This window comes from Massilia oculi (assembly GCF_003143515.1).
GTDB lineage: Bacteria > Pseudomonadota > Gammaproteobacteria > Burkholderiales > Burkholderiaceae_D > Telluria > Telluria oculi.
Genome location: NZ_CP029343.1, coordinates 5521633 through 5546648 on the forward strand (window position 1 = coordinate 5521633; position 25016 = coordinate 5546648).

General features: G+C 66.1%; 18 protein-coding genes and 1 pseudogene. 11 read left to right on the forward strand and 8 right to left on the reverse strand.

Annotated elements, in window-relative coordinates:
- Positions 1-3 precede the first annotated feature (3 nt).
- The 3 genes and pseudogenes from DIR46_RS24730 to DIR46_RS28005 form a co-directional block, all read right to left on the reverse strand.
- The gene (locus DIR46_RS24730; RefSeq protein WP_109347601.1) at positions 4-1224 is read right to left on the reverse strand and encodes a DUF4861 family protein; all 1221 of its coding nucleotides are present in this window, start codon (positions 1222-1224) and stop codon (positions 4-6) included.
- A gap of 10 nt (positions 1225-1234) precedes the next feature.
- Positions 1235-2737 carry a rhamnogalacturonan lyase gene (locus tag DIR46_RS28000; protein WP_370659950.1) on the reverse strand — a complete coding sequence of 501 codons (1503 nt, stop codon included), beginning with the start codon at positions 2735-2737 and terminating at the stop codon, positions 1235-1237.
- A 110-nt stretch (positions 2738-2847) separates the two neighbouring features.
- Positions 2848-3108, reverse strand: a pseudogene (locus DIR46_RS28005) (rhamnogalacturonan endolyase family protein); the annotation flags it as partial.
- Between the two features lie 260 nt (positions 3109-3368).
- Between DIR46_RS28005 and lldD the strand changes: the two are divergent.
- The gene (gene lldD / locus DIR46_RS24740) at positions 3369-4502 is read left to right on the forward strand and encodes an FMN-dependent L-lactate dehydrogenase LldD (protein WP_109347602.1); all 1134 of its coding nucleotides are present in this window, start codon (positions 3369-3371) and stop codon (positions 4500-4502) included.
- An 18-nt stretch (positions 4503-4520) separates the two neighbouring features.
- On the opposite strand, the gene DIR46_RS24745 is transcribed toward lldD, so the two are convergent.
- From DIR46_RS24745 to DIR46_RS24755, 3 genes are all read right to left on the reverse strand, one after another.
- Positions 4521-5549, reverse strand: a complete 1029-nt coding sequence (locus DIR46_RS24745) for a site-specific integrase (protein ID WP_109347603.1) — start codon at positions 5547-5549, stop codon at positions 4521-4523.
- 204 nt (positions 5550-5753) lie between these two features.
- On the reverse strand, positions 5754-7595 hold the full coding sequence (locus DIR46_RS24750) for a DEAD/DEAH box helicase (RefSeq protein WP_109347604.1): 1842 nt from the start codon (positions 7593-7595) through the stop codon (positions 5754-5756).
- A gap of 97 nt (positions 7596-7692) precedes the next feature.
- Positions 7693-8634 (reverse strand): alpha/beta hydrolase, encoded by a 942-nt coding sequence (locus DIR46_RS24755; protein WP_229446402.1) that lies wholly within the window; start codon positions 8632-8634, stop codon positions 7693-7695.
- A gap of 262 nt (positions 8635-8896) precedes the next feature.
- Here DIR46_RS24755 and DIR46_RS24760 point away from each other — a divergent pair, with 262 nt between their 5' ends.
- Complete coding sequence (locus DIR46_RS24760; RefSeq protein ID WP_109347606.1) at positions 8897-11095, forward strand: OsmC domain/YcaO domain-containing protein; 2199 nt, start codon at positions 8897-8899, stop codon at positions 11093-11095.
- Between the two features lie 104 nt (positions 11096-11199).
- Positions 11200-12834, forward strand: a complete 1635-nt coding sequence (locus DIR46_RS24765) for a phytoene desaturase family protein (protein WP_109347607.1) — start codon at positions 11200-11202, stop codon at positions 12832-12834.
- A 16-nt stretch (positions 12835-12850) separates the two neighbouring features.
- Here the strand turns inward: DIR46_RS24765 and DIR46_RS24770 are convergent, their stop codons facing one another.
- Both DIR46_RS24770 and DIR46_RS24775 read right to left on the reverse strand, forming a co-directional pair.
- On the reverse strand, positions 12851-13288 hold the full coding sequence (locus tag DIR46_RS24770; RefSeq protein ID WP_109347608.1) for an FKBP-type peptidyl-prolyl cis-trans isomerase: 438 nt from the start codon (positions 13286-13288) through the stop codon (positions 12851-12853).
- A 397-nt stretch (positions 13289-13685) separates the two neighbouring features.
- Positions 13686-14414 (reverse strand): GntR family transcriptional regulator, encoded by a 729-nt coding sequence (locus DIR46_RS24775; protein ID WP_109347609.1) that lies wholly within the window; start codon positions 14412-14414, stop codon positions 13686-13688.
- A 635-nt stretch (positions 14415-15049) separates the two neighbouring features.
- Here DIR46_RS24775 and DIR46_RS24780 point away from each other — a divergent pair.
- The 8 genes from DIR46_RS24780 (at position 15050) to DIR46_RS24810 (ending at position 24943) form a co-directional block, all read left to right on the forward strand.
- Complete coding sequence (locus DIR46_RS24780; protein WP_109347610.1) at positions 15050-15778, forward strand: gluconate 2-dehydrogenase subunit 3 family protein; 729 nt, start codon at positions 15050-15052, stop codon at positions 15776-15778.
- Positions 15779-15784: 6 nt separating this feature from the next.
- The gene (locus tag DIR46_RS24785) at positions 15785-17560 is read left to right on the forward strand and encodes a GMC family oxidoreductase (RefSeq protein ID WP_109347611.1); all 1776 of its coding nucleotides are present in this window, start codon (positions 15785-15787) and stop codon (positions 17558-17560) included.
- A gap of 12 nt (positions 17561-17572) precedes the next feature.
- Entirely contained in the window at positions 17573-18970 is a 1398-nt protein-coding gene (locus tag DIR46_RS24790) for a cytochrome c (RefSeq protein WP_109347612.1), read from the forward strand.
- Between the two features lie 436 nt (positions 18971-19406).
- Positions 19407-19679: a hypothetical protein gene (locus tag DIR46_RS26845; RefSeq protein ID WP_162819631.1), complete on the forward strand. Its 273-nt coding sequence runs from the start codon at positions 19407-19409 to the stop codon at positions 19677-19679.
- Between the two features lie 176 nt (positions 19680-19855).
- A complete protein-coding gene (locus DIR46_RS27475; protein ID WP_109347613.1) occupies positions 19856-21772 on the forward strand; it encodes an MFS transporter in 1917 nt (638 codons plus the stop codon).
- Positions 21769-22002: a hypothetical protein gene (locus DIR46_RS24800; RefSeq protein ID WP_162819632.1), complete on the forward strand. Its 234-nt coding sequence runs from the start codon at positions 21769-21771 to the stop codon at positions 22000-22002. The genes DIR46_RS27475 and DIR46_RS24800 overlap by 4 nt, the downstream gene beginning before the upstream one ends.
- A complete protein-coding gene (locus DIR46_RS24805) occupies positions 21999-22343 on the forward strand; it encodes a hypothetical protein (RefSeq protein WP_162819633.1) in 345 nt (114 codons plus the stop codon). The genes DIR46_RS24800 and DIR46_RS24805 overlap by 4 nt, the downstream gene beginning before the upstream one ends.
- 38 nt (positions 22344-22381) lie before the next feature.
- Positions 22382-24943, forward strand: a complete 2562-nt coding sequence (locus DIR46_RS24810) for a family 20 glycosylhydrolase (RefSeq protein WP_229446403.1) — start codon at positions 22382-22384, stop codon at positions 24941-24943.
- Positions 24944-25016: the final 73 nt, after the last annotated feature.

Here is a 25016-nt window from a genome sequence, read left to right on the forward strand (position 1 = left end):
CTGTCAGCGTCCCGCCGCCAGGCTCACGCTTACCGGCGAACGCAGGCGCAGCGCCTCGTCCGCGACGTGCTTCTGCCACAGCGCCTGGGTCGCGAACGGGCTGCCGCGGGTCCAGGCGGCGCCGACGTAGTAGCGCAGCAGCTTGCCAGACGCGACCGGCGCCGTCACCAGGGCGTTGCGCGCATCGGCGGCAAAGCCGGAAGCCGACGGCACGATCACGGCCACGCCGAAGTCGCCGAAGCTGCGCTGCGTCACCCATTGCACCAGGCTGCCGTCGGCCTTGTTCTGGGCGAAGTCGACTTTCACCTCCTGGCCCTTGTCGCTCGGGTTCTTGTGCAGGCCGACGGCGGCGTCCAGCGTGGCCGGGCCGCTGAAAGTAAAAGTGCTGTCGATGCGGTCAAAGTAGCGGCCGGCGTCGACCGTGAAGCGCTTGACTTCCGCCACCTTGGCGCCGTTGGCATCCCATGCGTCGTAGTGCAGTTCGAACACGGTGCGGATCGGGCCATTGGCCAGGATCCGCCACTCGCGGTAGTTGGCGCCGACGTGCAGGGTCTTGCCGTCCCAGATGCCGGTGCCGCCGGCGCCGCGGGTCGGGCCGACGTTGTACATGTCGATGCCTTCGCCCTGGTCTTCATGGTAGTGGTCGTGGCCGATGTTGTACCAGCGGTCGACCACCGGATACGGCACCCGCTTGAACCAGATATCGAGGCCGCTGGTGACCAGCACCTCCTTGTCGCTGCCCGGCGCCGCCGGGGCCTTGAGCGCGGGGCCATAGGCGCGATGCGCCAGCTTGTCGTTTTCCCAGGCGAAGTCGTCGAGGCGCTCCTGCACGAAGCGCGCGTAGGTCTTGGGCGGGAACGGCGGCGCGGTGGCGCCGGCCTTCTCGATGGTGAAGGTGGCCGTTTTCTCGCCGGCCTTGAAATCGTACTGGAACAGCAGCTCGCCATAGGCGGCGCCGACCATCTTCGGGTCCTTGGCGGTGGCGTCGATATTGGTCACCTGGTAGGCGAGGGTGCGGCCGGCGCTGTCCCTGATCACGAGCTGCTGCGAGCGCGCCTGGGGCAGGGCGTCGTTGACGCTGGCCCAGGGGACCGCGATCGTCTCGGACGGACGGGCGATGTCCAGCGCATGGCTGGCGGTCACGCTCAGGCGATCAAAGGCGCCGGCGTCGAAGGAGAACAGCGCAGCGACGGTGGCAAGCGGAAGGGAGAGGCGAAGATTCATATCGGAAGCTCTATCTGGATTGATCGGAAGTCTGCAGCGGCAGCGTCATGCCTTCGCCGAGGAAGAAGCTGGGGTGGGGCGGCTGGTTGTAGGCGGCATTCTGCGCCGCGACCTGCACCCGGTACTGGGTGTCGTGCATCAGGGTCGGGATGCGGTGGCGGGTCGGCGCCGTGGTGGAGAACACCAGCAGCGCCTCGTCGTTCGCGCTGCGCCAGACCACTTCTTCGCGCCAGTCGCCGAACAGGTCGGCCGACAGCACGGGGTTGGCCTTGGTGCCATTGATCGAGGCGGCCCCGGATGTCGAACCGTCGAGCATCGGTTCGAGGCGTTGCGCCTGGGGGTTCCATTTTTCGATCCGGGTGCCGTCGAGCGATTCGCGCAGCAGGTCGCCATCCCACCACAGGCCGAAGTTGTAGGCGCGCGGGCGGACGGAAGATATCTGGACGCCAGCGGCATTCACAAGGCCGCCGGCCGGATTGTCGATGCCGCCGATCGCCGCCCAGCACTCGTTGCCCGGGTGGGCGGCATCTATGTCCATGCAGAGGCCGCGCCCGACGTCGATGGTGCTGGCGATGCCCCACAAGACCTTGCCGGTGGCGGCATCGTGCATCTCGGCGCCGTTGCCGCGGTAGCAGGATGGCGACTCGTGCACCATGAATACCTGCAGGCCGGGCCGGCTGGGGTCGTGCTTGCCGACGTGCAGGGCGTCGCCGTGACACAGGCCGGTGCTGTACATCAGCGTGCCATCGCTCTTGATGGTGGCGGCGCCGTAGACGATGTCGTCGCGGCCGTCGCCATCGGCGTCGGCCACGGCCATCCAGTGCGCGCCCTGGCCGGCGGCAGCGGCATTGGCAGGCGTGTCGCTGTCGAATACCCAGCGCCGGGTGAGCCGGTTATCGCGCCAGTCCCAGGCCGCCAGCACGGCGCGGGTGTAGTAGCCGCGCGCGAAGACCGCGCTCGGCCGCTGGCCGTCGAGATAGGCCACGCCGCCCAGGAAGCGGTCGACCCGGTTGCCGTGCGCATCTCCCCAGGCCGCGACGTCGCCGCGCGGCGGCGTGTAGTCGGTGCTGGCCAGCGCGGCGCCGGTGCGGCCGTCGAACACGGTCAGGAACTCCGGGCCGGCCAGGATGGTGCCGTCCTTGTTGCGATGGTCCGCCGCAGGGTCGCCGATCGCCTTGCCGGCGCCGTCGACCGTGCCGTCGGCGGTCTTGGTCATCAGTTCGGCGCGACCGTCGCCGTCGAAGTCGAAGGCGAGATAGGTCGTGTAGTGGGCGCCGGCGCGGATGTTTCTGCCCAGGTCGATGCGCCACATGAATGTGCCGTCCAGGCGGTAGGCGTCGATCAGGGTCGAACCCGTATAGCCGCGATGGGCATTGTCGCGGGCGTTGGTCGGCTGCCACTTGACCAGCAATTCGTAGACGCCGTCGCCATCGAGGTCGGCGGCGGAACCATCGTTGACGCCATAGGTATAGGCTTCGCCGTCCGGGGTGACGCCACCTGCCGGTTTGCGCAAGGGGATGGCCTTGAACGGCCGCGGCCAGGTGGCGCCGGCGCGCGCATCGACGGCGCTCTCCGTCCCCCGCTGACGGCGCGTATGCTGTAGGCCGCGCTGGCCGCGGCGCCGGTATCGACGAAGTTCGTCGCGCCCAGTGGCGTCGTGTTGATGCGCACGCCGTCGCGGTACAGGTTGAATGCGGTGGCCGGGTCTTCCGGCCCGAGCGCGCGCCAGCTGACGAAATTGCCGTCGCCGGTATGGATCGCGACGACGCCGCGATCGAGCGGATCGAGCTGGCGGCCCGGGGTGGCGCAGGCGGCGCAGGCCAGTGCCAGCAGCGCGATGGCCGCGCCGCGTTTCAGTGTCTGGTATTGGGGAAGGGATGCCATCGTTGTCTCGGTCCGCGTACTGGTCTGGTCAGGGCTTGCCCGGCCGAGTATTCATTTTTCGTTCGGGAAGTGTCAACGGGCGGGCGGCCCCATGGTCCATTTAATCAGGCGCGTGAGCGTTTGCGCTGCATGTCAATACCGCGCGGGCGATCAGGACACTGATTATCCTGGCCCTTCGATGGACGAGGAGGCGGGCGACGGCGTAGACTGCGGATTCGATCCGCTCATCTGCTCCTCATTCGCTCATCCCGACCCCGTACATGATCATTTCGTCCGCCACCGACTTCCGCCAGGCCGCGCGTCGCCGGCTGCCTCCCTTCCTGTTCCACTACCTCGACGGCGGCGCCGGCGCCGAGCAGACCCTGCGCAGCAACGTCGATGACCTGCAGGCAATCAAGCTGCGCCAGCGCGTGCTGCGCGGCTCCGAGCAGCTCGATCTGGCAGTGCAGTGGTTCGGCGAAGGCTATTCGCTGCCGATCGCTCTGGCGCCGGTGGGCCTGACCGGCATGTACGCGCGGCGCGGCGAGGTGCAGGCGGTGCGCGCTGCCTGCCACCGCAACATCCCGTTCATCCAGTCGACCGTCTCGGTCTGCCCGCTGGCCGAGGTGGCGGCCCAGGCGGCGCATCCGATCTGGTTCCAGCTGTACGTGCTGAAGGACCGCGGCTTCATGCGCGACGTGATGCGCCGTGCATGGGAACTCGGTTCGCGCACCCTGGTGTTCACGGTCGACATGCCGGTGCCCGGCGCGCGCTACCGCGACGCCCACAGCGGCATGAGCGGACCGAACGCGCCGCTGCGGCGCCTGCTGCAAGCCGCGCTGCATCCGCGCTGGGCCTGGGACGTCGGCCTGTTCGGGCGCCCGCACGACCTGGGGAACATCACGGCCTATCGCGGCAGCGCCACCGGCCTGGCCGACTACATCGGCTGGCTCGGCGCCAATTTCGACCCCGGCATCGCCTGGCCCGACCTGCAATGGATCCGCGACGAGTGGCAGGGCAAGCTGGTAATCAAGGGCATCCTCGATCCGGAAGATGCGCGCGCTGCGCTGGCCTTCGGCGCCGACGGCATCGTGGTGTCGAACCATGGCGGGCGCCAGCTCGAGGGCGCGCCGTCGAGCGCCTCGGTGCTGCCGTCCATCGTGGCCGCGGTCGAGGGGCAGATGACGATCTTCGCCGATGGCGGCGTGCGCACCGGGACCGACGTGTTCCGCATGCTGGCGCTGGGGGCGGACGGCGTCCTGCTGGGGCGCGCCTTCGTCTATGCGCTGGCCACGCAGGGCCAGGCCGGGGTCGAGCGCCTGCTGCAGATCATGGAGAAGGACTTGCGCACCAATATGGTCCTGACCGGCGTGCGCTCGGTCAGCGAGATCGGGCCGCACTTGCTGGCGGCCTGACAGTCCTTCGGGCGCCGCTCACTCTTCCGGATCCGCTCTGCCTTCGGGATCCGCCCTGCCTTCCGGATCCTGTCTGACGCGCGTGAGCTTGTAGTCAGCGGCGGAGCGCTCGAGCGCCAGGCCCAGTACGTCCTTCAGTTCGTCCGGGCTCGCGCCCGCGTCCAGCTGGCGCTTGGCGAAGGTGTTGCGCAAGGTGCGTCCGCCGGAGCGCGACAAGTCCATGCCGGCCCGCTCGAACGTGGCGCGCATCTGCATATAAACGGTCTTTCTGGTCATCCTGGCCCCGGTTAGGTTGGCCGGGAACACGAACCCGCCCGGGATCGCCATCGCTTCGCGCTCATCGAGCCAGGCACGCAACTCGTCCGCGCCTTCGCGGGGGAGGGCGACCTCGTGTTCATGGCTGGTGTCGAGCTTTTCTTCCGGCGTGATCGTCAGCACGATCGCGCCGTCGATCGAGGCCTGGCGGCCGACTTCCGTGGTCAGGAGGCCTACCGCTTCCGACACCTTCAGCCCCGCCAGCGCGATGACCACCTGCATGGCCCGGTCACGGCGGCGCTTCCAGCCATCGAACGGGGTGCTGCGACGCTGTCGTGGCGCCTCGGCCGGCAGGGCGGCGAAGAAGCGCTGCAGCTGGTCTTCCGACAGGGTGCGCCCGGCTTCATCCTTCGCGATGTGGGCGCGGTCGATGCCGAGGATCGCGTCTTGCGCCGGATTGGGCACGACCCCGAGATGTTCGTAGCAGCGCTCCAGCAGGCGCAGGTAACGGTAGGCGATCTTGCTGTTCAGGACGCGCTTGCCCTTGACCGTGCGGCCGATGAAGCGCAGCAGGTCGGCCTTCGTCACCCTGGAGAAGGTGAGTCCCTGTTCCTGCAGCCAGCCGGCCAGGTTGTTGAACATGAACAGATAGATCTTGGCCGACTCGGCGGACAGCACCCGCAGCGTGCCGTCGGCGCGCTGGCGCCGGCCGGTTTCGGCGAACGCCGTGGTGAATACGAATGCCTTGAAGGATTTGACTGGGTCGGCGTCCCATGAGGTGGAAGTGTGCATGACGCGGGCGGACTGGAAGGGGATGGCGTCACGATAACATAAAACGTAACTAACCAACTGAATAACCAGAACGCCCAAAATTACGGTGCGCTATCGACTCCGACATTGCCGACACAATTCAAGCAAGGCTTGCAGGAAAAAGGCCAGGCCGGACATCGGTGCGCGTCCAGCGACCGCATCGCGCGAAGGGCGATGGCCGATCGTTCAAAGAGCACGCAGGACGCCCATGGCGCCGGTTAGCTTTTCCGATAGCAGCGACGTGTCGCTATGCGTCATGACCAGTTCCTGCGTGGCGCGGGTCATCGCCACATACAGCAGCCGCGCTTCGTCGCGGTCGTCCTCGCCGTCCCTGGCGGGTGCGCCGATGCCGGGGATGCAGACGAGCGGGAATTCCAGCCCTTTGCTGCTGTGCATGGTGATCAGTTTCACGCTTTCGTGCTCGGGGGCGAACGACCCCTTGCGATCCTGCTGCCACTGGAAGGGGATGCCCTTGTGCGCCAGGGCGTCGACGAGCAGCTTGCCGATGCCGTAGCGGCGGTAGACGACCGCCATGTCGTTCCATGGCGTTCCCAGGCGATTGGCTTCGGCCAGGCGCTCGGCCAGGAACGCCGCTTCGTCCTTCAGCGTCGGCAAGTTGACGAGCAAGGGCTTCGGGCCGCGGCGCCCGGCGCTCATCGGCAGCACGGTCGGCGCCTGGTCCTCCTCGGCATCGCTTGGCGCCAGCAGGTTGTCGGCGAAGGCGCGCGCCACCGCAAGAATCTCGGCCGTATTGCGGTAGTTCAGCTTCAGGATGGTGGTGCGGCCTTGCGCCTGGATGCCGACGCTGGAGAACGAAAACCGGGGTTTCTTGCGGTCGCCGTAGATCGACTGGGCATCGTCGTACAGCACGAGCAGCGAGTTCGAGTCCGGATGGACCATCTGAACCACAAGCTTGAACCATTCGGGCTTGAAGTCGTGTCCTTCGTCGACCAGCACGGCGTCGTACTGCGCCGGCGGGATCAGTTTCTGGTCGACCGAGCGGATCACGCGCTCCACGCAGGCTTCGAAGAAGGCGTTGGCATCGCCGTCATTGACCGGCTTGCCCGCGTGATAGGCGTCGAGCTGGCGCACGCACCACGCATGGAAGGTGGCCACGTGCACCTTGTCCTGCAAGCCTTTCGCCGCCATGACGCTGGCCAGCTTGGTCGCCAGGGTCTTGTTGTAGCACAGCACCAGGATCGGTCGGCTGGTGGATTTCGCCAGGTGTTCGGCCCGGTAACCCAGGATCAGCGTCTTGCCCGAGCCGGCGACGCCGTGGATGACGCGGTGCCCTTCGCCCAGGCTGCGCGCCAGCTGCTCCTGCTGCAGGTCCATCACGCGCATGACGTCCGGCAGCTCGACCGTCAGTTGCCCCGGTTCGTCGAATGCGTCCGGCTGGGGCGGGATACGCACCTCCGGAAAGATGTGCCAGCGGATGCGGTCGATCTGCGGCAACGTCAGCTTCCTCGTGAACTTAATGGGGAACATCTGCCACAGCCGCTGCTGGAAGCCCTCCGCGTCCACGGATTCGGTCATCTCGTCCTGGCAGATGACGAGGTGCGGGGGCAGGACACCGTCCAGCTCGGCCTTGTCGAACTGCTTGCGGGTGATATTGGTCAATACCACGCCATGACCATAAGGGAATGCGGGCTTGCCCTTCAGCGAGCCGCTCGGCCATACCAGTTGCGGGTCGCGTTCGAGCTTGTTGACGACGGCGTACATGTACTGGCGTGCCTGCTCCAGTGGATTCTGCACGTGCTTGACGCCATCGCCGGCCACGATCGCCACCGTTTGCTTGTCGATGCTGCGGATCGTGTCGGGACGCCAGTCCTTGACTTCGAGGACCAGCAGGCCCCGGTTCGGATGAAACACGACGAAATCCGGGTGCTGGGTGCGGTCGCCGATCGAGACGTCATACCAGCACAGGTAGTCTTCTTCCAGCTTGTCTTCGAGACGGGTCGCCAGGCGCCGTTCACCGGGCGTCATTCGCGAGGCGCAAGCGCCGATCGAAGGAATCAGCGTTGCCATGTGCGCTCCTAGTTATGCTCGCGCATCATTCTACTGGACGCCGGAATGGCGAAAACTCGCGAATTCCCACGTTGTCGCGCCCCGGCGTCACGCCTGCCTATTTCTCCCGGTCCAGCAACCCACGCGCCTGCAACCACTCCTCGGCGCGCCGCGGCCAGGCCGAAGCGGTTCCCAGATTGGGCCGCATGCCCATTCCATGCTCGCCATGCTCGAACAGGTGCATCTCCGCCGGCACCTTGGCGCGCGTGAGCGCCTGGTAGAACAGGATGCTGTTCTCGACCGGCACGGCGGCGTCGGCCTGGGTATGGATCAGCAAGGTCGGCGGCGTACGCGCCGTGACCTGGCGCGCCACCGACATCAGCTCCACGTCCGCCGCGCTGGGCGACGTGCCGAGCAGGGCGTTGCGTGAACCCATGTGGGCCGCCGGCCCGTCGAGCGCGATCACCGGGTACATCAGCACCAGGAAGTCGGGCCTGGCGCTGACGGCGTCGAGCTGGGCGCCGGTGCGTCCCAGCGGATGGTCGAACAGGGTGCCGGCGCTGGCGGCGAGGTGGCCGCCGGCCGAACTTCCCATCACGCCGATGCGTTGTGGACTCAGCTTGTATTGCGCCGCCTGCGAGCGCACCAGGCGCACCGCGCGCAGCACGTCCTGCAGCGGCGCAGGATGGCCGAACTCGCGCATCCGGTACTTGAGCACGAAGGCGGTGACGCCGAGGCTCGACAGCCAGCGCGAAAACTGTTCGCCCTCGCGCTCGATGGCCAGGCGCTCGTAGCCGCCCCCGGGACAGATGATGACGGCGCTGCCGTTGGCGCGGTCGACCGCTGGAGGGTAGATCGTCAGCGTGGGCTCGGAAACCCGGCTGATCCTGCCGTCGACATAGCGTTCGGCTTCCAGTCCGGCGCGGGCGCCGGGCACCCCTTCGGGCCAGAGCGGGATCGTGGTGGGCGCTGGTGGCCAGCCTTGCGTCGATGCGGGCGTGGCTGACAGCGCGGCGCCCGATGTGGATGCGGCCAGCATGGCGGCCCCGACTTGTTTCAAGATGCGTCTCCGTGTCGTGTGCATGGTGTTCCTTCGTTATTATTATCCTTATGGTAACCCAGCGACGGCTGAGCAAGCACGGCAACGAGCCATCCGGCAGGGAGGCGATGGCGCACCCGCGTGTTAAAATACGCGCGCTATCTTGGCAGTAGCGGATCGAGCGAAGCGCGACTCTCCACGAGAAATTCCGTACTGTACAGTGACCCCATGAGCCCTGTCCCGACAGGGCTTTGTATTTTTTCCCACCGTATCTGGATTTTTCATGGAAATTAAAGTCAACTTCCTCGACAAGCTTCGCCTGGAAGCCAAGTTCGACGATTTCACCGTCATCGCCGACCAGCCCATCCGCTATAAAGGCGATGGCTCGGCGCCAGGCCCGTTCGATTACTTCCTGGCCTCGTCCGCCCTGTGCGCGGCGTATTTCGTGAAGTTGTACTGCAATACCCGGAATATCCCGACCGAGAATATCCGCCTGTCGCAAAACAATATCGTCGACCCGGAAAACCGCTACCAGCAAATTTTCAAGATTCAGGTCGAGCTGCCGGCGGACATTTCCGAAAAAGACCGCCAGGGCATCCTGCGCTCGATCGAGCGCTGCACGGTCAAGAAGGTCGTCCAGGCCGGCCCCGAATTCGTGATCGAGGAAGTGGCCAACCTGGACGCCGATGCCCAGGCCTTGCTGACCCTGCAGCCCGATTCGGCATCGCGCACCTATATCCCGGGCAAGGACCTGCCGCTGGAGCAGACCATCGCCAATATGTCGGGGATGCTGGCCAGCTGGGGCATCAAGATCGAGATCGCGTCGTGGCGCAATATCGTCCCCAATGTCTGGTCGCTGCATATCCGCGATGCGCATTCGCCGATGTGCTTCACCAACGGCAAAGGCTCGACCAAGGAAAGCGCTTTGGCCTCGGCGCTGGGCGAATACATCGAACGCCTGAACAACAATCACTTCTACGCCGGGGTGTTCTGGGGCGAGGACATCGCCAACGCCGACTTCGTGCATTATCCGAACGAGCGCTGGTTCAAGCCCGGCCCGGACGATGCGCTGCCGGACGGCATCCTCGACGAGTACAGCCTGTCGTTCTACGATCCCGATGGCGAATTGCGCGGCTCGCACCTGATCGACACCAATTCGGGCAATGTGGAACGCGGCATCGTGGCGCTGCCCTTCGTGCGTCAGTCGGACGGCGAGGTCGTGTACTTCCCGTCCAACCTGGTCGAAAACCTGTATGCCAGTAACGGCATGAGCGCCGGTAACACGCTGGCCGAAGCGCAGGTGCAGTGCCTGTCCGAGATCTTCGAGCGCGCCGTCAAGCGCGAGATCCTGGAAGGCGAGATGGCCTTGCCCGACGTGCCGCAAGAAGTGCTGGCGAAATACCCGGGTATCGTGGCCGGGATCAAGGGCCTGGAAGAGCAGGGCTTCCCGGTGCTGGTCAAGGATGCCTCGCTGGGCGGCCAATACCCGGTGATGTGCGTGACCCTGATGAACCCACGCACCGGCGGCGTGTTCGCGTCCTTCGGCGCCCACCCGAGCTTCGAGGTGGCGCTGGAGCGCAGCCTGACCGAACTGCTGCAGGGCCGCAGCTTCGAAGGCCTCAACGACCTGCCGCGGCCGACCTTCGCCAGCGAAGCGGTGACCGAGCCGTACAACTTCGTCGAGCACTTCATCGATTCGAGCGGCGTCGTATCGTGGCGCTTCTTCAGCGCCAAATCGGACGTCGATTTCGTCGAATGGGACTTCACGGCGCAGGGCGCCAATGCCAATGCCGAAGAAGCCGCGACCCTGCTGTCCATCCTCGAAGACATGGGCAAGGAAGTCTACACCGCCGTGTACGACCAGCTGGGCGCGGTGGCCTGCCGCATCCTGGTGCCCGATTATTCCGAGGTGTATCCGGTCGAAGACCTGATCTGGGATAACACGAATAAATCGCTGCTGTTCCGTTCGGACATCCTCAATCTGCACCGCCTGGACGAGGACAGCCTGGAAGCGCTGCTGGAACGCCTGGAAAACAATGAGCTGGACGAGTATTCCGACATCGCCAGCCTGATCGGCATCGAGTTCGACGAGAACACCGACTGGGGCCAGCTGACGGTGCTCGAGCTGCGCCTGCTGATCAACCTCGCGCTCAAGCGCTACGAGGATGCGCACGAACTGGTCGGCGCCTTCCTGCAGTACAACGACAACACCGTCGAGCGCGGCCTGTTCTACCAGGCCATGAACGTGGTGCTCGAGGTGGTGCTGGACGACGAGATGGAACTGGACGACTATGTCGTCAACTTCCGCCGCATGTTCGGCGACGCGCGGATGGACGCAGTGCTGGGCTCGGTCGACGGCAGCGTGCGCTTCTACGGCCTGACGCCGACCAGCATGCAGCTGGAAGGCCTGGACCGTCACCACCGCCTGATCGACAGCTACCGCAAGCTGCACGCGGCGCGCGCCAAGGCGGCCGCGAAGTAAGGCAAGCATGATCCAGCCCCTGTCCGCAGGGGCTTTTTTTTGCCACCGGCCCCTTGCCTCGGTAGAATCGCCGTGTTCGCTTGCACGCTCCGGGGAGGCGCCAGATGCGCGACGCAATCATCATCGGCGCCGGCCATAACGGCCTGGTCTGCGCCTGGTACCTGGCCCGCGCCGGCCTGAAGGTGACGCTGCTCGAACGGCGCGACGTCGTCGGCGGCGCCGCGGTCACCGAGCAATTCCATCCGGGCTTTCGCAACTCGGTGGCCGCCTACACCGTCTCGCTGCTCAATCCCAAGGTGATCCACGACATGGCGCTGGCCCGGCATGGCTTGCGCATCGTCGAACGCCCGCTCTCCAACTTCCTCCCGCTTGACGATGGTCGCTACCTGAAGGTCGGCGCGGGAAGAACCGCGCTTGAAGTGGCGAAGTTCTCGCCGCGCGACGCCGCGCGCCTGGGCGACTACCACCGCCAGTTGGACGACGCGGCCGACCTGCTGCGCGCGCTGGTGCTGCAGACGCCGCCGAACCGCGTCCAGGGCGGCTGGCTGGCCGCGCTGCCCGAGCTGCTCAAGGCCGGCCGCCTCGTCAACCGGATGCGCAAGCTGTCGCTGGCCAGCCAGCGGGAACTGCTGGACCTGTTGACCAAATCGGCGGGCGACTATCTGGACGGCTGGTTCGAGAGCGATCCGATCAAGGCGGCCCATGGTTTCGACAGCGTGGTGGGCAACTACGCCAGTCCCTATACGCCGGGATCGGCCTACGTGCTGCTGCACCACGCGTTCGGCGAGGTCAATGGGAAGAAGGGCGCGTGGGGCCACGCGATCGGCGGCATGGGGGCCATCACCCAGGCGATGGCGAAGGCGGTGCAGGCCCTGGGCGTCGAGATCCGCACCGGATGCGCGGTGGCCGAGGTCGTGCTGCACAAGGGTCGCGCCACCGGCGTCGTCACGGGCGACGGCGCGCGGTTCGATGCGCGCGCCGTCGTATCGAACCTCAATCCGCGCCTGTTGTACACCCGGCTGGTCGACCCCGTGGCGCTGCCGGCAGACTTCCTTCGCCGCATGGAGGCATGGCGCTGCGGATCCGGCACCTTCCGCATGAACGTCGCGCTGTCAGAACTGCCGGACTTCAGCTGCCTGCCGGGCAAGGCGATGGCCGAACACCATGGCAGCGGCATCATCATCGCACCCAGCCTGCATTACATGGAGCGCGCCTACCACGACGCGCGCGCGTCGGGCTGGTCGCGAGCGCCGATCGTCGAACTCCTGATCCCCTCGACGCTCGACCCGACCCTGGCCCCGGCGGGGCAGCATGTGGCGAGCCTCTTCTGCCAGCACGTCGCGCCGAAACTCCCCGATGGCGCGAGCTGGGACGAGCACCGCGAGCGGGTGGCCGACCTCATGATCGACACCGTCGACCGTCATGCGCCGAATTTCAGGCGTGCGGTGCTGGGTCGCCAGATCATGAGCCCACTCGACCTGGAACGCACGTTCGGCCTGGTCGGCGGCGACATCTTCCACGGCGCGCTGGGCCTCGACCAGCTGTTCTCGGCGCGCCCGATGCTGGGCCACGCCGACTACCGAGGACCGGTGGCGGGCCTTTACACCTGTGGCGCGGGCGCTCATCCCGGTGGCGGCGTGACCGGCGCGCCGGGGCACAATGCCGCGCGCGAGATACTGCGCGACTTCAGGCAGGGGCGCGGCACATCGCGCGCCATTGCGCCAGCGCCGCCGGCATAGTCCGGCATCGTCTCGTCTAGCGCACGTCCAGCAGTTCGACGTCGAAGATCAGGCTCGCATTCGGTGGGATCGGACCGGCGCCGCCGGCGCCATAGCCCATCTCGGGCGGCAGGATCAGGGTGCGCTTGCCGCCGACCTTCATGCCTTGCACGCCTTCGTCCCAGCCGCGGATGACCTGGCCGGCGCCCAGCTGGAAGCTGAACGGCGCGCGGCCGGCCGAGGAGTCGAACTGCGTGCCGCGCAGCGTTTCCTTGCCCGGCTCGTACAGCCAGCCGGTGTAGTTGACGACGGCAGTGGCGCCGGCCACGGCTTCCTTGCCGGTTCCAGGGATGGTGTCGATTTTCTGGAAGGCGACCGCGGACGCGGCCGACTGCGGCGCCGGGGCGCGGTCGCAGCCGGCCAGCGCCAGGGTCAGGCCCAGGCCGAGGACGCAGGAGGACAGCAAGTGTTTCATGGGCTTCTTTCTCTGGTAGTGGTTGCCGGAATGGCATGCCCGGCAGCATACATGGCGCCGCGCGCGCTGCCAACACCGGCGCATCCGCGGTCATGCGTTGTTGCTGCGTTTCAGTCAATACCGTGAGCCCAGCGGCTGGCCTGCCGGCCGGCTGCGGCTGCGGCCGCAGCTGCGGCGATGGCCGCGCCGTGACGGGCCAGCGGATCTGCTCCTTGTCTAAGCGCGCCGCACCGCCCCGATGTCGCGCATCCTGGATGATCTGGCGGAATATGGCGGGTTCCCCGTGGTGGGAAAGCCCACAGTGTCCATGTGGATGCGACGGATCGCGTCACGCGGGGGGATCGCTCACGCGGAGGCGGCCTGCAGCGGTGCGCCGCCGGTCGTCACGCAGAGCGGGTCAGGACACCTTGCGCGGGGGCGCGGCGTCGGTCACCATCTCCATCACCGAACTACGCTTGTCCAGCAAGTGCTGCGACAGGATCGCCGCCAGGCGCTTGCCGTCGCGGGCCTCGAGCGCCTCCATCATCTGGCGGTGTTCTTCGATGGCCTGGTCCCACTTTTCGGGCACGATATTGGACTTGAGCCGCAAGGACTGCAGCCGCCGGTTCATGTTCAGGTAAGTATGGTGGAGGACCGAGTTGCGCGCGGCCTCGAAGATCTTGTTGTGGATCGCCTGGTTGCGGCTGTAGTAGCCGGGCAGGTCGCCCTGCTCGCGGCAGGTCAGCATCGCATCGTGCAGCGCCCGGATCTCGGCGACTTCCTCCGGCGTGATCCGCGCGCACGCGTGTTCGCCCGCGAGGGCTTCGAGGCCGCTGACGAATTCGAAGGTTTCCCAGACTTCTTGCTGCGACATCTTGTAAACCGAGGCGCCGCGATTCGGGGAGATCTCGATCAGGCCCTCGGCAGCGAGCGCTTTCAACGCTTCGCGCAATGGCGTGCGCGAAATGCCCATGGTTTCGCACAGTTCGCGCTCGTTGAGTTTCATTCCGGGAGGGAACACGGACTCGACGATCATCCGGCGCAGGTGGGAAACCACCGTGTCGTGCAGGTGCTGCCGGGCCAGCTTTGGAAGAGCGGGCGCTGCTACGCCGCGATCCGAAGCTGGATCTACTTTCGAGTCATGCATTCAGTGTCTCCACTTTGATAGTTTTGGAGGGATTTTATCATTCGGTCGTATTTGCATCGCTGAAAGCGGCCCTGACTTCTCGAAAATAATGATCTGTCCGGCATGAACGGCGACTGCGGTATGTTTCGTTTCTGCAACAAAGCTGAACGCGCAGCGAGGCCTGGCATTTGCTGCCATTCGATTTGACCAAGTGTCAAACAAGACGCTCGCGCCGCGCGCCCGTTGCGTTGGGACTCTGGAACGCTATCGCATTTTTTTCTCACCTGCGCGCAGGGAGGGGATGCATTTTCCAGCGCCTGACGACGGGGAGTGGATGCGATCGGCCCAGCCAAATCAAGGTATTCCCCCTCGCCGGTCAGATAAGCCAAAAGCTTCCAAAGGTTCTGAATTTTCGAAACTGCAATTCTAGCAGTAGGCAGGGCCTCCCACGCTGTAACTATTGGTAAGTATGGAATAGTTGCCGTGAGTGGCGGCTTGGGCCGGTGATGCCGCCAAGACCGTCGGATGTTCAAAAAATTTCTCTGTAGAAATTACCCATCCCGGGTAGCAGGGATTGGCATGCCCGGCTGTTATTGGTACTATGTATCTTGCATTTTGCATACAAAATACATTCTTCACATTGAGAGAGAGACTTCATGTCCGACGATCAGCAATCCCCATCGCGGCGGCGCCTCATCAAGAGCCTGGTGTTCGTGCCCATGGGCGCGGGCGCGGCGGCAGCCATCCATCAGGGTCTGCCCAACGCCAATGCCACTTCCAGCGCACCCGCGGAAGGCAAGCCGAATCCCTACACGCCCAAGTTCTTCAATGCGAAGGAATGGAAATTCGTGATCGCCGCGGTCGATCGCCTGATTCCGCATGACGAGCACGGCCCCGGCGCCGTCGAGCTCGGCGTGCCCGAGTTCATCGATCGCCACATGCAGTCGCCGTACGCGTCCGGCAGCATCTGGTACATGCAGGGCCCGTTCCTGGAAGCGACCTCCGAGTTCGGCTACCAGGGCAAGCTGGCGCTGAAGGACATCATCCGCGTCGGCATCGCCAACGTCGATGCGCATTGCGCCAAGACTTATTCGGGCAAGGCGTTCGCCGACCTCGACGTGCGCATGCAGGAAGCCGTCCTCAAGGACCTCGAAGGCGGCAAGATCAAGCTCGCCGACATCTCGTCGAAGACCTTCTTCGCCGACTTCCTGGCCGAAACGCGCGCCGGCTACTTCTCCGATCCTAGCCACGGCGGCAACAAGGACATGGGCGCCTGGAAGATGATCGGTTACCCCGGCATGCGGGGCGACTACCTGGAGTGGGTGAAGATTCGCGACAAACCGTATCCGCTGGGACCGGTGGACCTGGCTGGGCGGAGGGGATAAGAGAATATGGCAATCGTAAAAGAGAAAAAAGACGTGGTCATCGTCGGCGCCGGCTGGGTCGGCGCCATCATGGCCAAGGAATTGACGGACGCTGGCCTGAACGTGGTCATCCTGGAACGCGGCCCCGACCGCGACACGCAGACCGACTTCGCCTATCCACGCGTGATCGACGAGCTCGAGGGCTCGGTGCACCGCAAATACCTGCAATCGCTGGCGCAAGAGACCGTGACCATCCGCCACAACCTGAACACCGTGGCGGTGCCGAAGCGCCGCATGGGCTCGTTCAAGCCGGGCACCGGCGTGGGCGGCGCGGGTTCGCACTGGTCGGGCGTGCACTTCCGCGCGCTGCCGGAAGACTTCAACCTGCGCAGCACGATGGAGCAGCGCTACGGCAAGAAGATCATGCCGGCTGGCATGTCGATCCAGGACTTCCCGATCACCTATGAAGACCTGGAGCCGCACTTCTCGCACTTCGAGTACGTGTGCGGCACCTCGGGCAAGGCCGGCGTCATCAACGGCAAGCAGGTCGAAGGCGGCAATCCGTTCGAAGGCTCGCGTTCGCGCGAGTACCCGCTGGGACCGAACCCGGACTACCTGGGCGGCGAGCTGTTCTACAAGGCGGCCCGCGAAATGGGCTACCACCCGTTCCCGATCCCGGCCTCGAACGCCTCGGCGACCTACACCAACCCGTACGGCTGCCAGATGGGCCCGTGCAACTTCTGCGGCTTCTGCTCGGACTACGGCTGCCTGAACTACTCGAAGGCCAGCCCGAACATCAGCATCTTCCCGGTGCTGCGCGGCCGCAAGAATTTCGAGATGCGCACGCTGGCCCAGGTGCTGAAGGTGAACCTGACGGCGGACGGCAAGATGGCTACCGGCGTGAACTACCTCGACGCCGGCGGCCAGGAATGCGAACAGCCGGCGGACATCGTCATCCTGGGCGCGTTCTCGCTGTATAACGTGCACCTGATGCTGATCTCGAAGATCGGCCCGGCCTACGATCCCGTCACCAAGACCGGCACCGTCGGCAAGAACTACTCGTACCAGAACCTGAACCGCGTCTCGCTGTTCTTCGACAATAACGTGCATGCCAACCAGTTCATGGGCGTCGGCGGCGGCGGCACCACCTTCGACGACCTGAACGGCGACCGCAACGATCCGACCAAGTCGGGCTTCGTCGGCGGCGGCGTGATCTGGGCGCGCCAGCCGGGCGGCGGTCCGGTGCGCGGCATCGCGACCGCGCCGGGCGTGCCGAACTGGGGCAGCGACTGGAAGAAGGGCGCCAAGGACGCGATGCGTCACTCGTTCTACTACGAAGTGCAGGGTTCCTGCATGGCCTATGACGACGCCTACCTGGACCTGGACCCGAACTACAAGGATGCCTTCGGCCGACCGCTCTTGCGCATGACCTTCGACTGGCATGACAACGAGATCGCGGCGTCGGCCTACCTGGTCGACAAGGCGCAGGAGATGTGCAAGGTCCTGAACCCGCTGGCGATGAAAGGTGACGCCAAGAAGCCGGGCACCCACTACAACATCAATCAGTACCAGAGTACCCACACGGTCGGCGGCGCGATCATGGGCGACAACCCCAGGACCTCGGCGCTGAACAAATACCTGCAGTCGTGGGACGTGCCGAACGTGTTCGCGCCGGGCGCCAACGCCTTCCCGCAGAACAACGGCTACAACCCGACCGGCATGGTCGGCGCGCTGGCCTACTGGTGCGCGAAAGCGATCCGGGAACAGTACATCAAGAACCCGGGCCCGCTGGTGCAGGCATAAGAGGACGAACACATGACCAAACAAAAACCTGTCAAGAAAATCGTCCTCGGTCTCGCCATCCTTGGTGCGGTGGCGTTCGCCGGCGCCTACGGCTATGCCGTGGCGCCGACCGAGACCCGCAAGATCGAACCCGGGCCACAACTGGCAAACCTGGCCCCCGGCGTCAAGCCGGATGCCGGCCTGATCGAGAAGGGCCGCTACGTCGCCACCGCGTCCGACTGTATCGCCTGCCACACGGCGCCGGGCGGCAAGGAATTCGCCGGCGGCCGCGTGATCCAGTCGCCGATCGGTAATATGTATGCGACCAACGTCACGCCGGACAAGGAAACCGGCATCGGCAACTACTCGCTGGACGATTTCGATCGGGCGGTCCGCCACGGCATCGTGCCAAGCGGCGGCACGCTGTATCCGGCGATGCCGTTCCCGTCGTATGCCCGCATGAGCGACGACGACATGCGCGCGCTGTACGCCTACTTCATGCACGGCGTCGAGCCGGTCAGGCAGGCCAACCGCGACAACGAGATCAGCTGGCCGCTGTCGATGCGCTGGCCGCTGGGCATCTGGCGCAAGACCTTCGTGCCGGCGCAGGGCCCGATGGACCTGTCGAAGTATTCCGACCAGAAGATCGCCCGCGGCGCCTACCTGGTGCAGAGCCTGGGCCACTGCGGCAGCTGCCACACCCCGCGTGCGGCGACGCTCAATGAGCTGGCGCTGGACGAATCCGGTCCGGAATACCTGGCCGGCGGTCCGCTGATCGATGGCTGGCTGGCGGTCAACCTGCGCGGCGACAAGGTCGACGGCATGGGCAACTGGACTGCGCAAGACATCGTCGACACGCTCAAGACCGCCCGTAACAAGCACTCGGGCGTGCTGGGCGAGCCGATGCAGGACGTCGTCAAGCACAGCACCCAGAACATGACGGACGACGATCTGATGGCGATGGCGCTCTACATCAAGAGCCTGCCGGAGAGCGGCAACAAGAAGGCCAGCTTCGCCGCCAGCGACGCCACCGTGCAGAAGATCATGCAGGGCAACGACAGCGAACGCGGCGTCCAGCTCTACCTGGACAACTGCGCGGCCTGCCACCGCGTGGACGGCAAGGCGGCCGGCGACGTGTTCCCTGCGCTGCCGGGCAATCCAACGGTGCTCTCGGCCGACCCGACCTCGCTGATCCGCGTGATCCTGGCCGGCGCACGCCTGCCATCGACCCACACCGCGCCGTCCGACCTGGGCATGCCGGGCTTCGCATGGCGGTTGTCGGACGAAGAGACGGCGCAGCTGGCTACTTTTGTCCGCAGCAGCTGGGGCAACCAGGCTTCGCCGGTCGGCGCAGCCGATGTGGCCAGGATCCGCAAGCTGGTCAAGGAGCATGAGCTGCATACGGCGGACAAGGGCGATACCAAGCACTGATCCTGCAAGTGACAGCGGCGCCGTCAGCATTCGTCATATCGACGGGTAATGGCGGCGCCGTTTTTCGCGCGGTTTTTCGTAACTGGCCGAAAAGGCCACCATGTAAGGTGATGTTCGTCGTGAACACGCCCGGCAGCTGGCGCGCGCAGCATGCGCCCTGGCGCGGCTGCACGCAGACCGACCTCGGGTTCCCTTCCTTCCAGTTCGTGGTATGCCGCGCGCTGCGCCTGAGCATGAAGAAGCAGCGCGGCCATGGACGATGCGCGTTTCCTGCGCACGGTGTTCCGGCGCGGGGACCGTATCTTCCTGTGCGGCTTCCTGCTGTACTGGTTCCCGTTCTCCGCGCCCGACGGCGCCTACATCCCCTTCGGCGAGGCACGCATCATGGGCGATCAGGCGGCGCATCGGCCTGTGCTGCCTGATCGCGGCCCTTGTCGTGCGCTACCGAGTCGTGCGCGGCGCGCTGATCGCCTTTCACATGTACACCGGCGACGGCATTCCCTTCGACCCGGGACGCATCCTGAGCACCTTGCCGCAATCACGGCACAGTGCTCTGTTCGGCCTTGGCAGGCGCGCTGGCGCTGCTTGCGGGTTACGCTTCCACTTCCACTTCCACTTCCACTTCCACTTCCGCCACGGCGCAGGAGGCGGCGGCGGAAGCGCCTACGCCAGCCCCGGACACCATCCAGAAAACGATGATCACCGCTAGCCGCTACAGCAGCTCCCTGCCGAAAACCCCGGGCATGTCTGGAACGCGGGTCGGTACGTCCTGGTAATGGGAAGTCCTCATGTGAAGAGGATGTATAGTTATCAAGCAGCCGTGCGCCGGAGACCGCGCGGCCGCGATCCTGGGACACGCAGCATTTGATCAAGGCGAAGCAAAGAATGACCATCGACAACAAACAACGCATGCACCTGTTCTTCCTGACCGCGATCTGTGCCCTAGGGGGGCTGCTGTACGGGGTCGACATCGGGATCATCGACCCGGCCTTGCCCTATCTGCACAGGGCCACCAGCCTGACCGAGGGCCAGTTGTCGCTGGTGGTGGCGGCCGTGATGGCCGGCTCGATCCTCGGCTCGGTGGTGGCCGGGATGCTTGCTGACTGGCTCGGTCGCAAGCCCATGCTGGTCGTGAGCGCGCTGCTGTTCGTCGGCAGCGTCACCGTGATCTACCTGTCGCAATCCTTCGTGCCGCTGCTCCTCGGGCGTCTGCTGCAGGGGCTATCCGGCGGCGTGATCGCGGTCGTGGTGCCGCTGTACCTGGCCGAGTGCCTGCCGGCCGACCGGCGCGGCCGCGGACTGGCATTATTCCAGTTTGCCCTCACGGCCGGCATCGTGCTGGCCGCCTTCATCGGCAACCACTACCTGGGCAATGCCGAACGGGCGATCCAGGCCGCCGGCAGCGACGCCGTCGCCGCGACCGCGGCCGCCAACCACGCCTGGCGCAGCATGTTCATGGCGGTGGTGTATCCAGGCGCGCTGTTCCTGCTCGGCTGCCTGTTCGTGTCCGAGTCGCCGCGCTGGCTGATGCGCAAGGGACGTACCGAACAGGCGAGCGCAGTGCTGGGGCGCCTGCGCCCGGGCAGCGCCTGCGCGGCGGAAGTCGACGAGATCCAGGCTTCGCTCGCCGAAGAACGCGCGCGTCCGACACTGTCGCGCGGCGCCGCCCTGGCCGAGATGCTGACCGAGCGGCGCTATGTGCTGCCGTTCGTGCTGGCCTGCGTGATCCTGGGGTGCAACCAGGCGACCGGCATCAATTCGCTGCTGCAGTTCATGTCCACCATCCTGCAGCATGCCGGCCTCGATCCGGTGAGCGCCGCCAGCCACGGCACGGCGATCAAGATCCTGAACATGGTGATGACGGTGGGCGCCATCGTGCTGGTCGAGCGCAAGGGACGCGTCTTCCTGCTCAAGATCGGCACCGCGGGCATCATGGTGTCCTTGTGCCTGCTGGCGCTGCTGTTCCACCGCTTCGAGTCGGAGCGGGTCGACGTGCACGCCGAGGTCGCGGCGCTGGTGCGTAACAATGCGCTTGACCTCAACCTGGTCGACGCCAAGCTGGGCAATGCCGCAGGCCCGGCGCAGCTGACGATCCTGTACCAGTACGGCGATGCGCAGCAGGTGGCCGAAGCCTATACGCCGACCGTCGAAGCCCAGGCGGTGCTGGCACGCGAGGCGGCGCTGGCGGCGACCCTGCCGCCCGATCAGCGCGCGCTGCTGGAAGCGGCACGCGCGGCCTGGGCCGGCCGCGGCGCTGCGTCGACACTGGACGCCGCCCAGCAGATGATCGCGGCCTTGCCGGCCGAGGCGCGCGCCACGCTTGACGCCGCGCGCCGCGTGTACATGGCCCAGCGGGTGTCGGTGCAGCCGCCGAAGGGCCTTCCCGCCGGTGTGCCTCTGGAGATCGTGCGCGCCACCGTCGGCCCCACGCCGGACGAGCGCAGCGGCCAGCTGGCGGCCCTGTTCATCGCCTTCTTCATCGCCTCGTTCTCGATCGGCCCCGGCGTGTGCGTGTGGCTGGCCCTGTCCGAGCTGATGCCGACCCGGATCCGGTCGGTGGGCATGGGCGTGGCGCTGCTGATCAACCAGGGCACCGGTACGCTGATCGCCGGCGCCTTCCTGCCGATCGTCGGCAACTTCGGCTATCACATGATGTTCCTGTTCTGGGCCGCCTGCACCGCCATCTACTTCATCACCGCCACCTTCTTCCTGCCCGAGACCCGCGGCAAGTCGCTGGAAGAGATCGAGCGGCTGTTCGCGGCGCCAAAGGCCGGGCGCGGCGCGGCGGGACAGCACGGGTGAGAGGGATCCTGAAGGGCATGGCAGGCGCGCTGTTGGCAGCGCTGCTCCTGCCTGCCGGCGCCGGCACGCTGGTGATCGAAAGCTGGCGCGTGGACGACCAGGGCTTATGGGAGAACCTCCTGCTGCCGGCCTTCGCGCGCCACCATCCCGACGTGACGGTTAGGTTCGCGCCGACCGGGCCCACTGGCGTCGACGCGGCGCTGGCCGGGCGCCTGTGGAGCTGCGCGTGAACCGCAATTCCAGGAACGATCAAGACGCCTACAAATTCATGGCCTGGGTCGGGGCGCAGGAATTCGCCGACCTGTACACCAACCGGCTGACCGGCTTCTTCACCCTGTCGCACCACCTGATCGCGGTGCGCGACCTGGTGGCCACGCAGATGGCCGAATGGCGCAAGCGCTGCGCCTCGACGATCCGGGTCAATGCGCAGGTGCTCAATCGCGGCCAGCCGAGCATGGAAGCCGAACGGTGGGCCGTGACCTCGCAGGTATTGAACGGCAGCCTGGCGCCGGGTGATGGCGCCGTCAGGCTGCAGAACAGGGTCGAGCAAGGCCGGGCAGGGAAAAAATGACATGGACGAGCGCGCATCGGCGCAATAAGGAGACACTCTTGGGTAAGACAACGATGGTTGGGGGCGCCGTGGTGTCGACCCTGATGGCGGCCATGATGGCCTTCGCGCTGCCGGCGACGGCGCAGGAAGCGCCGGCCAAGGCGACATCCGCCGGGGCCATGGCCAATGGCGCGAAACTGCACCTGCAATGGGAGCTGCGGCGCCCGGTGGCGGGCGCACAGCTGCCGAAGGGGGCGTCGCCTGCGCGCTTCACCTTGACCAACCGGGACACCCAGGCCTTGCCGGCCCGGGGCTGGTCGCTCTACTTCAATGCGATCGACCGCATGCCCAGGGGCGTGCAGTCGAACGGCCTGTCGCTCGAGCAGATCGCCGGCGGCTTGTTCCGCCTGTATCCCACCCCCGACTTCAAGGGCCTGGCGCCGGGCCAGGCTGTCGCCTTCGATTACCAGCACGCGGATTCCGTCTACACATCCTCCAAGGCGCCGTCAGGTCCTTACCTGGTGGTCGACACCGCACCGGATACCGGCGTCGCGCTCGCCTACAGCGTCGTGCCGCTGGCGCAGCCGCCGCAGGCCGGCGTCAAGGACAGCCCGCACTCGCTGGTCACGCCGCAGGACACCTACGAGCGCAACGCGCGCGCCTCGCTGCTGCCCGCATCGGCCGTGCCCAAGGTCTTGCCGACTCCATTGCAGCTGGACGCCGGAAAGGGCGCGCTGGCGCTCAAGGGCAAGCCAATAGTGGAAGCGGCATCGAACCTCGCCAACGAGGCGGCGCTGGCGCGCTCCTTGTTCCCGGCCGACCTGCCGGCCAATGGCGGCCCCGCGCTGCGCCTGTCCGTGGGCAGCGTGCCCGGCCAGGCCTCGCCCGAAGCCTACAGCCTGACGATCGCAGCCGATGGCGGCATCGCCATCGTCGGCAACAGCGCTGCCGGCGTGGCCCACGGCCTGCAGTCGCTGCGCGACCTGATGCCGCTGCCGGGGACGAAGTCGCCGGCATTGCCCGAGCTGACCATCGTCGATGCCCCGCGCTTCGACTACCGCGGCTTCATGCTGGACGTATCGCGCAACTTCCATGGCAAGGAAACCGTGTTCAAGTGGCTCGACCTGATGGCGCGCTTCAAGCTGAACAAGTTCCACTTCCATCTGACCGACGACGAAGGCTGGCGCCTGGAGATCGCCGGCCTGCCCGAGCTGACCGACATCGGGGCCGTGCGCGGCCATGCCGCCAAGCCCGGCGTGCGCCTGCAGCCGGCCTACGGCTCCGGGCCCGACCCGAAAAACGCCAGCGGCAGCGGTTACTTCACCCGCGACGACTACAAGGAAATCCTGCGCTATGCGCAGGCGCGCCACATCGAGGTGATTCCGGAGATCGAGATGCCGGGCCACGCGCGCGCCGCCGTGCAGGCGATGGAATCGCGCTACCACCGCCTGAAGGCGGCCGGCGACCCGGATTACGCGAAGTACCTCCTCAACGACCTCGAAGACCGCTCGGTGTACAACTCGCCGCAGCTGTTCGGAGACAATGTGATCAACCCGGGCCATGAGTCGAGCTATACCTTCATCGAACACGTGGTGGACGAGGTGGTCAAGCTGCACCGGGAGGCGGGCGCGCCGCTGTCGACCATCCATATGGGCGGCGACGAGCTGGCGCACGGCGCCTGGGAAAAATCGCCCGTCAGCGCGGCGATGATGAAGAAGCACAACCTGGAAACCGTGGTCGACCTGTGGGATTATTTCTATGACCGGGTCGACGGCATCCTGCGCAAGCATGGCGTGTTCATGTCGGGCTGGGAAGAGCTGGCCGCGCGCCAGACGATGCTCGATGGCCGTCCCAAGCTGATCCCGAATCCGCGCTTCACGGAACGCGGCTTCTCGGCCTATGTGTGGAATAACACGACGGGCAATGAAGACCTGGCCTACCGCCTGGCCAACGCCGGCTACGACATCGTCCTGACGCCGGTGACGCGCATGTACATGGACATGGCGCACAACGCCAATCCGGAGGAGCATGGCGTCAACTGGGGCGCCTACGTGGAACTGGACACGGTCCACGACTTCATCCCGCTCGACATCAACAAGCATGCGCCAGAGAGCGCGCGCATCGGCAAGGACCGCCTGACCGACTACGGCAAGCGCCGCGTGCGCGGCCTGCAGGCCAATCTGTTCGTCGAGACCGTGCTCGAGCCGGGCCGCATCGACTACCTGGTGATGCCGCGCCTGGTGGCGGTGGCCGAGCGCGGCTGGGCGGCGGATCCGGCCTGGGCCCGCGAAAACGATCCGGCCAAGGCGGACCTGCTGCACCGCGCCGCCTGGACCGGCTTCGTCAACGCCCTCGGCCAGCGCGTGCTGCCGCGTCTCGACCTGGATGGCTCGAGGGTCGCCTACCGCATCGCTCCGCCGGGGATGGTCGAGGAGGGCGGGCAGGTGAAGGTGAACCACGTCCTGCCCGGGATGACCTTGCGCTACACGGTCGACGGCAGCACGCCCAATGCAGGCAGTCCGGTCGTGGACGGGCCGATCGCGGCGCGCGGCACGATCCGCGCCGCCGCCTTCGACCGCAACGGCAGGATGGGTCACGTCGCCAGTATCGAACGGCGCTGAGGCCCTTGTTATCATCGGTGCTTTCAGCGGGATCGTGGGTGATGGCGTCGATGAAGAAAGTGGCCTGGCCTGG